General features: G+C 49.6%; 6 protein-coding genes. 2 read left to right on the forward strand and 4 right to left on the reverse strand.

The genetic code is table 11. From position 1 onward, the window contains the following. The first annotated feature begins 29 nt into the window (after positions 1-29). Entirely contained in the window at positions 30-785 is a 756-nt protein-coding gene (locus AAFP11_RS19505) for a sirohydrochlorin chelatase (RefSeq protein WP_341738549.1), read from the forward strand. Further along, positions 782-1,597 carry a uroporphyrinogen-III C-methyltransferase gene (gene cobA, locus AAFP11_RS19510; RefSeq protein ID WP_341738550.1) on the forward strand — a complete coding sequence of 272 codons (816 nt, stop codon included), beginning with the start codon at positions 782-784 and terminating at the stop codon, positions 1,595-1,597. Before AAFP11_RS19505 ends, cobA begins: the two co-directional genes overlap by 4 nt. Here the strand turns inward: cobA and AAFP11_RS19515 are convergent. The 4 genes from AAFP11_RS19515 to AAFP11_RS19530 form a co-directional block, all read right to left on the reverse strand. Next, entirely contained in the window at positions 1,542-2,342 is an 801-nt protein-coding gene (locus AAFP11_RS19515) for a hypothetical protein (protein WP_341738551.1), read from the reverse strand. The two genes, cobA and AAFP11_RS19515, sit on opposite strands and share 56 nt — an antisense overlap. Before the next feature lie 329 nt (positions 2,343-2,671). Further along, the gene (locus tag AAFP11_RS19520; RefSeq protein WP_341738552.1) at positions 2,672-3,280 is read right to left on the reverse strand and encodes a hypothetical protein; all 609 of its coding nucleotides are present in this window, start codon (positions 3,278-3,280) and stop codon (positions 2,672-2,674) included. Positions 3,281-3,404: 124 nt separating this feature from the next. Next, on the reverse strand, positions 3,405-8,090 hold the full coding sequence (locus tag AAFP11_RS19525; RefSeq protein ID WP_341738553.1) for a TIR domain-containing protein: 4,686 nt from the start codon (positions 8,088-8,090) through the stop codon (positions 3,405-3,407). 107 nt (positions 8,091-8,197) lie between these two features. Further along, positions 8,198-8,347: a hypothetical protein gene (locus AAFP11_RS19530; protein ID WP_341738554.1), complete on the reverse strand. Its 150-nt coding sequence runs from the start codon at positions 8,345-8,347 to the stop codon at positions 8,198-8,200. Between the last annotated feature and the right edge of the window lie 182 nt (positions 8,348-8,529).

Below are 8,529 nucleotides of genomic sequence, written 5' to 3' on the forward strand. Positions count from 1 at the left end.
CGACCATTAACATCACATCCATATTGAAATTGCGATCGACCTATTTATTAGTCTCTCACGGCAGTCGCGACCCCCGACCCCAAGTAGCTTTGGAAAACCTAGCTCAACTGCTGTCTCAAAAATTACCAATGTTCAGCAATTCTGGCGCTTCCGGTGTTCCCACAGTCGGAACCGCCACCTTAGAGTTGGGCCCTGCGCCGCTACACGAGCAAATTTGCCGTTTTGCCGAAGATACCCTCTCCCTGGGATTGACAGAATTACAAATCTTACCCATATTTTTATTGCCCGGTGTTCATGTCGCTGAAGACATACCGGCAGAGGTAGAAATTGCCCAAAAAACTCTTTCTCCCAAATTGAAAATTGAATTGCGGCCCCATTTGGGAACCCAAGAAGCAGGTTTAGCTAACTTGGTGAAAACTCAGATGCAAGATGTGGCTTTTCTCCCTAATTTGCAAGTTCCAAAATGGATTTTACTATCTCATGGTAGTCGCCGTCCGTCCGGCAACTTGACAGTGGAGGAAATAGCTAACCAAGTGGGTGCTGTAGCAGCTTATTGGTCAGTAAAGCCGAGTTTGGAAGAACAAATTGAGAGTTTAGTTCGTGATGGACAGCAGCAAATTGGCATTGTGCCATACTTCCTATTTAAGGGAGGAATTACAGATGCGATCGCCAAAAAAGTCACAGAATTACAGCAGCAATTTTCCACAGCCGAAATTCATCTAGCAAATCCTCTAGGCGCCACTGTAGAATTAGCAGACTTAATTGGAGAGTTAATTCAAAAATGAACCGCAAAGATACACAAGAGGCAAAACAAAAACAAGAGGTAACAATGTCTGTTGGTAAAGTTTACTTGGTAGGTGCAGGGCCAGGAGATCCAGGCTTGATGACGGTGAAAGGAAAAGCTCTGTTACAGTGTGCCGATGTCGTGATTTACGACGCTTTAGTCAGCGCTCAAATTTTGGAGTCAATCAACCCCCAAGCAGAACGAATTGATGCGGGGAAACGTCGCGGCCGCCATTCCCTCATCCAAGACGAAACTACTCAATTATTGATCGAAAAAGCTCAAGATAATGCGATCGTTGTTCGTCTCAAAGGTGGCGATCCGTTTATCTTCGGCCGTGGTGGCGAAGAAATGGCAGATTTGGTCAAAGCTGGAGTTTCTGTAGAAGTAGTTCCCGGTATCACTTCTGGGATTGCAGCAGCAGCCTATGCGGGAATTCCCTTAACCCATCGATCGTACAGTTCCTCTGTCACTTTTGTGACCGGTCACGAATCAGCGGGAAAATATCGACCAGAGGTGAATTGGCAGGCGATCGCCCACGGCTCCGAAACCATTGTAATCTACATGGGGATTCACAATTTACCATACATCATCGGCCAGTTGACAGCAGCCGACTTGAGTGCCGAAACGCCCATAGCTTTAGTGCGTTGGGGAACGCGACCGGAACAGGAAGAATTGATCGGAACTTTGGCTACAATTGTAGAGCAAGTTGAGACGACTGGATTTGCAGCACCGGCGATCGCCGTAATCGGAAATGTCGTCAATTTGCACGGTATATTGTCGGGATGTCGGCCCGTTCATCAGACGGTAGAATAAATTTTGTTTTTCCGATCGCCAATATAGATGTGAGAACGCCGTCTAACGCCTTGGGGTTATCCAGATCCACCGCTTGTAGCAGGCCCGAATCCACCACTGCGGGGGCCCGATCGTCTTCCACCGTTCCATTCAACGCCGCCACCAAAATATCCGCCGTCCTTCCGCTGCCTGCGATCGCCACGATCGGGTGTTTTGCCTTCACGCTCTCCTGTGCATCTTTCCAAGTAATTTCGCCACCATTGATTAAAACGGTGACAGAGGGCAAACCACCGGATAGGACAGTGGGGATCTGCGCGATCCACGCCGACTCATCCCCCCATTGCGAACCCGGAACCAGAACAAAATGGGTGTGATGGGGTTCTAAGGCACAGGCATCTTCTGCCGGAGGTGGCTGATTCGGTAATGTTGCCAAACCGACCGAGGTAACGCCAATCAGAGGAAAAGTGCCACCCGTTTGGTAACGAGCCTCCCCCATCATTTGCATAATACCCGCATCGGTTCCGCCATCGACGACGTAGGCATTTAAGGACTCGGCGAGGGGAGCTAGGACTGTGAGAAAGAGCGATCGCAGCCGTTCCCGATCCACTTCGCTGAGTTTACTGGCACCGCCAACCACCACGATGACCGGACGCGGACTAGAGAGTCCCAGTTGTTCTAGAGTTAGGGTCAGGTCGGCATTGGCTTGAGGATAGAGAGCTTTTGCTGCCAAACCGTTGGAAAATTCGATCGAGAAAGATTCTTGCATGAACAAAAAATACAACTCAGGATAGGAGAATCGCTTCCGGGGACATAGTGTTATTATGTCCTGAAAAGAAGATCTATTGCTTCAATCCAGCCTTATCGTCTTGCCGTCCGGACTAAATGCCACTGATTTGACCCCACCCTCATGGCCGCAGCACCGTGACAAAGCGTTTATTCAACCCAGCGGCATACTCGACCTCCGTCGCACAATAGGGAGACGCGATCGATCGGGGTGAGAGAATAAATAAAAAGTTATCGCACACTTTCTTGTACAAGGTTTTTTCTCAAGGTAAAGGAGATAATTGGGAGCGAATTATTTTAAGCGATCTTCTTTTATCCCACTTCAGAAACCGCAATCAGAATTCGCAGTAACTGCTCCACATTTTCAGGAACTCGATACAGCGTAATATCTTGCGTTATCTGCTTGCCCGTGCGATCCAATATACCGAAACGCCAATCTTCTCCAGTGGTGACAGCGCCGTAAAGATGCGGTGTTTCAACATCAATCCACAAATCTAAGGCAATTAATTCTGCGGCAAGCTGAACGAAACCATGGGTTAAATCTGCTTGTTTTGCCTCTATAATAACGATCGAACTTGCCGTTACTACCCGATAGTCGATCGCACCTTTCAACCAATTAGAAACGGCGATCGGATATTCAATATCGAGCCGTGCATCGATTAGTTCGCACAGCTCAATTAGAATCGGTGCAATTAGCATTTCTCGTCTTGCCGCTTCGCTAGAGGGGTCTGCATAGCGAAGATTGCGTTCTAGCGTTTCCTCAATCCGGGCGACACTAAACGCGCGATCGCTAGCAGGTAAATCGAGGCGGTGGCGATCGTACCGAAATCCCAAATCTGCCAGGATATCAGCAATGTTATACCGCATTTCAAAATAGGAATGAAACGTATAACTTGCGTCGGAATTTAGGACTTTAGGCATGACGGTATTCCAGTGTTTGTCGTCATTAAAATAGGGAGCGCGTTGACCATTTCATTTCACCTACGCTTGCATTCCATTGTAGGAGACCCAACCTACAGCCCGATCGCTATTCCCAATCTATACCTCACCTCTCTGAAAACCGCTGTATCTCCTTCTGGGTAAATGGATTCTCACCCTTCTTCAGGGCATCAATCCAGCCTTGCCGCTGTTTTTTGCCCTCTGCCGAATCCGTGCCCTTGATAAACGCCTGAAAATCTTCGATCGCCCCTGTCGTATCCCCCGTCAGCGCCCGAGCCACCCCACGACTATCTCGAACCCCGACATTGCCCGGTGCAAGTGCCACCGCCGTATCGCACGCCGCTATCACGGCCTTTGCCCCTTCGTGGGCGGCACCGTGCAGTGCGCCGTACCAACACAGCGTATGCCAAGACTGTTGAGGGATCTTCCAGGTTGCCTCGAACTGCTTTGCTTTCTCGAAGGCATCCAGCGCTTCCTGAACTTTACCCTCTTGGACTAGGTTTTCCCCTTTTTCGATCAAACCGTCGGCAGCCCACTGTTTAATCCTGTCCTGTGCTGGCACCTCAAGGCTGGGCAATAATTTCTGGGCCTGTTGGAACGTCGCGATGGCTTGGCCCACATCGCCTTGCCACGCGATCGATCGACCTCGATTGACTAAAAACTGCGCATTTTCTGCGTCGTTCCAGGCTGAGGTTTGACAGGTTTTGCCAGCCTCTTTCGCCACGGAGAGCATTTCCGCATCCCTAACAAGCAGCGTTTCCGGTGCGACTAAAACGGGATGTAAGATTAATCGGTTGCAGGCGCTCTTGAGCCAATCTTGCCAAGTGCCAACGCGCCAGAGACGAAGCGTGCCATCGGTACTACTGCTGATAATGGTTTTACCGTCCGGGCTAAACGCAACTGAAGTGACTGAACGTGTATGTCCCTTGAGAAACTGACCAATGGGTTGACCGGAGGTGTCCCACAAGCGAATGTTTTTATCGTAACTACCACTGGCAATGGTTTTGCCATCCGGGCTGAATTTCACCGAGTAGATTGAATTGGTGTGTCCTTTAAACGGTTGACCGATGGGTTTGCCGGAGAGATCCCACAGGCGGAGCGTATTGTCCCGACTACCACTGACGATGGTTTTGCCATCCGGGCTAAATACCGCCGAGTAGACCCCATCCTTATGTCCCTCAAAGGGTTGACCTATGGGATTGCCTGAAGTATCCCACAAGCGAATTTTCCCGTTATAGCCACCACTGACGATCGTTTTGCCGTCCGGGCTAAATGCCACGGACATGACCCAATTTGTATGTCCCTCAAAGGGTTGACCGATGGGATTGCCAGAGCGATCCCACAGGCGGAGCGTCTTGTCATCGCTACCACTGACAATGGTTTTACCATCCGGGCTAAATGCCACTGCGCCGACTAGAGCTTGATGTCCTTTAAAGGGTTGACCGATGGGATTGCCAGAGCGATCCCACAGGCGGAGCGTCTTGTCATCGCTACCACTGACAATGGTTTTGCCGTCTGGACTCCATGCCACTGAAAAGACCGTACCTTGATGTCCTTTAAAGGGCTGACCGATGGGATTGCCATTCGTGTCCCACAGGCGGAGCGTCTTGTCCGCACTGCCACTGACAATGGTTTTGCCATCGGGGCTAAATGCTGCTGAGTATACTCCATAGTCGTGCCCGGTGAAGGGTTGACCGATGAGGTAGCCGTGCCTATCCCACAGACGAATCATCCCCTTATCGTCGCTACTGAAAATGGTTTTGGCATCAGGGCTCAATGCCACGGACGAGACTGCACCCACGTGCCCGATGAGGGGATGACTCAGCATAGAATTCCCCCGAAGATTCCAAACAGAAATGGTTCCATCACTCCCCCCACTGACGATGGCTCTATTCGTGGGACTAAATACGAGTGACCCAATCGGCGCACCCTCATGCCCTATGAAGGGTTGAGTGATGAGTTTCCCCGATGTGTCCCACAAACGAATCCGCCCGTCATTGCTGCCACTGGCAATGGTTTTGCCATCGGGGCTCCAGGCCACTGACGCGACCTCATCCTCATGCCCCGTCCAAGGTTGACCAATGAGTTGACCCTGACGAGTCCACAAACGAACCGTTTTGTCCTTGCCGCCACTGACGATGGTTTTTCCATCGGGACTTAATGCCAGAGAGCGAATCCCACCCTTATGCCCTGTGAAGGGTTTACCGATGGGATTGCCATTCGTATCCCACAGGCGAATCGTCCCGTCCTCGCCGCTACTGACGATCGTTTTACCATCGGGGCTAAATCGGATTGACCAGACATTGCCTTGATGCCCTTTGAAGCTTTGGCTGATGAGCTTACCAGAGATGTCCCACAAGCGAATCGTCCCGTCTGCACCGCCACTGACGATGGTTTTGCCGTCGGGGCTAAATGCCACAGCATAGAGGGCGATTATAGGCCCATTGGTCAGCGGGTCGAGCGGTTCACCGATGGGATAGCCAGAGGTATCCCACAGGCGAATCGTCCCGTCTTTAGCGGCACTCGCGAGGATTTTGCCGTCTGGACTCAACGCTAATGAGTTGACTCCACCGGCTTGTCCCTGAATGAGATTACGTTCTCTGGCATCCCCGGTGGCATCGCGCAAGCTAGACTGGATCTCGGCAAAGGTCTCCTGGTGAACCTCTGGCGATGCAGATTGGCTTTCGCCCGTGGCTTTAATCGCCAGAATGAGTGCCTCTAGGGGATCGGCATCGAGCAGCGATTGGACGCGGCCCGCATTCTCGTCTAACTGGGCAATCTTCGTTTGCTCTTGTGCGTCTAGCCACAGCTTGGTGGTAACAATAGTGGCAAGGGTCATAATCCCGATCGCACCCACAGCCGCTCCCGTTAATAGCATCTTATTTTGGCGCTTGTACTTGCTACTTTTGGCTATATATGCCTTTTGTAACTCGGTTGCGACGGGCTGTTTCTTTTGGGTTTGAATGTCTTTCAACCACGCTTCGGCAATGGCTAATTCACTTCCTCGCAACAGTAAATCGTTGGTTTTATTTTTTTGCTCCCATTCGAGCGATCGCTGAGACCATTTCGTATGATTCTGTAAGTGTTCTCGGTCTGTATCGAGGGTTCTGACCAATTGGTTGAAATTGGCATTGAAATCGCCATCGTCTCGATTGAAATCAATCCACTGAACTTTGGCTAACTCTGGGTGCAAGTCGGCTGAATTGACCGAGCGATGCAGCAGCGTCACAAACCGCTTGTGCAACTTGGCTGCATACTCCACTTCCATCGCGCAATAGGGTGAATTGACCGATTGCGGTGACAGAATAAATAAGAAATTATCGGACGATTGGATGCCCTGCTCTATCTCTCGCGCAAAATCCGATCCCGACGCAATACTTTCTTGGTCGAACCAGGTCGTTTTTCCTTGTAGTTGCAGTTCGTTATTGAGCTTTCTGGCTAAATCTGAATCGGCACGAGAATAGGAAATAAACACATCGAGGGACTCCAAGGGCGGTTGCCGCAAACTTTCAGCAATGAATTCTTCAATTAATGCTGTAGGGCGATGCTGCGTCCGTTTCTGCGCCACCTTCAACCACGCTTCGGCACTCCGCAAGTTATAGCCTCGCAGCAGAATACTCGGATTCTTATGTTGTCGCTCCCACTTCAAGGCTTGAGTTAGGAACACTTTATGCTCGTTATAGTAAGCTTCATCCTGATGTAAAATCTTCAGCAATTGACTTTCATCGAGCAAGTAATCGTCTTCTTTTACGTTGTCGGTGAGGTCGATATACTGCACGCCCTGCAATGCTTTGGGGATTTCGTCTGCTGAAGTTTCCCGCACTAGAACGGGGATAATTCGTTTCTGGAGCGATACGGCATAGTCTATTTCTTTCCGAACGTACTCGGATTGTACAGAGTCGGGCGAGAGCAGATAGACCAAGTTATCGGTTTGTTCGATTCCCCGATCAATCGCACTCTGAAAATCTTCTCCGGTTTGAATATCGGTTTTATTCGTCCAAACAGTCAAACTTTCTCGCCTCAGACTGCTGCGAATTTTCTCCATCGTTTCCCGATCCATATCGGAATAGGAGATAAACACGTGAGTCATCAAGTTGTTGCCATTCTTGATGCTTTCGGTAATATATTCGCAGTGCAAGTCCGTCGGAACGCAAGGTTGTTGTTCTTCTTTACATCTAATTTTCAGCCAAGCTTCGGCTTGCTTTTTCTCGTCCCCAACTAACAGCCATCGATTTTGTTTTTGCTGCCGTTCCCACTCCAAGGCTTTGGCTAAAAATTGCGTGTGCTGTTTTACATACTCGGCGTGGCGGTTTAGTAACTCTATCAACCCGGCTAAAGATTTATCAAAATCATCGATTCCCTCGCGAAAATACACCCAGTTAATTTTGCCGATCGCCTGGTGCATATTGTTAAAACTCGAATGCAATCCTTTGGCTTTGTAGGCTTCCCATTCTTCGTCGGTTCCCTGGGGTTTTCGCTGCTGCCAAATGTTGCGATCGATCTGTTCGACGTGCAGTAAGGGAATTATCCGTTTGTTGCGCCGAATCGCCAGTTCGATTTCTTTACCGCAATAGGGTGAATTGATCGAATGCGGCGCAATGATAAATAAGAAGTTGTCCGCTTTCTCGATGCCGTCGTCAATTTGATTTTGGAAATCGACTCCCAGGGGAATATCGTTTTGGTCGAACCAAATATTCAACCCTTGTTCTCGCAATTGCTCGTATAACTTTCTGCCGAAACCTAGACTATCTGCTCGTCCGTAAGAGATAAAAGCGTCAAATATTGTTTTCATGAGGAAGGGATAGGTAAATGGGGAATAGGAAATTGGGAAATTTCCATCGAATTAAAAGATTTTAGAGAGGGCGAAGGGTAGACCCCAAAACCGCACAACCTCTGTTCCTAATTAGTGAAGGTTGCCTCGGCATAGTTATTAGGCGGTACTTTCTCCACAGCACTGGCTTTACAAATCCTTGCCTGTTTAACTGCGGAGTTATAGAGCTTGGGGCGGGCATCGTACTTCAAGGTATGAACTTTAACGCTTCGTGACATACTCCCACATCAAATCTGAGTACAGATTATGATGTGGGCTTCTTAACAGCCCGATGAAGGGTGTCGGGTAAGGTTTAAGCGTCGCCACTCTCCCCTCCCCTAAGAACCGTGCATGAGACTTTCGCACTCACACGGCTCAAGCCTTACTTCAAGCTAGTTGACTTGGGTTTTGAATGTACCTG

It is taken from the genome of Microcoleus sp. CAWBG640 (assembly GCF_020883015.1).
In the GTDB taxonomy this organism is placed as follows: domain Bacteria; phylum Cyanobacteriota; class Cyanobacteriia; order Cyanobacteriales; family Microcoleaceae; genus Microcoleus; species Microcoleus anatoxicus.

Bases quoted from the DNA above. Each gene is read 5' to 3' on its own strand.
- cobA (WP_341738550.1), top strand. From the start codon at position 782: ATGAACCGCAAAGATACACAAGAGGCAAAACAAAAACAAGAGGTAACA.
- AAFP11_RS19515 (WP_341738551.1), bottom strand. From the start codon at position 2,342: ATGCAAGAATCTTTCTCGATCGAATTTTCCAACGGTTTGGCAGCAAAA.
- AAFP11_RS19520 (WP_341738552.1), bottom strand. From the start codon at position 3,280: ATGCCTAAAGTCCTAAATTCCGACGCAAGTTATACGTTTCATTCCTAT.
- AAFP11_RS19525 (WP_341738553.1), bottom strand. From the start codon at position 8,090: ATGAAAACAATATTTGACGCTTTTATCTCTTACGGACGAGCAGATAGT.
- AAFP11_RS19530 (WP_341738554.1), bottom strand. From the start codon at position 8,347: ATGTCACGAAGCGTTAAAGTTCATACCTTGAAGTACGATGCCCGCCCC.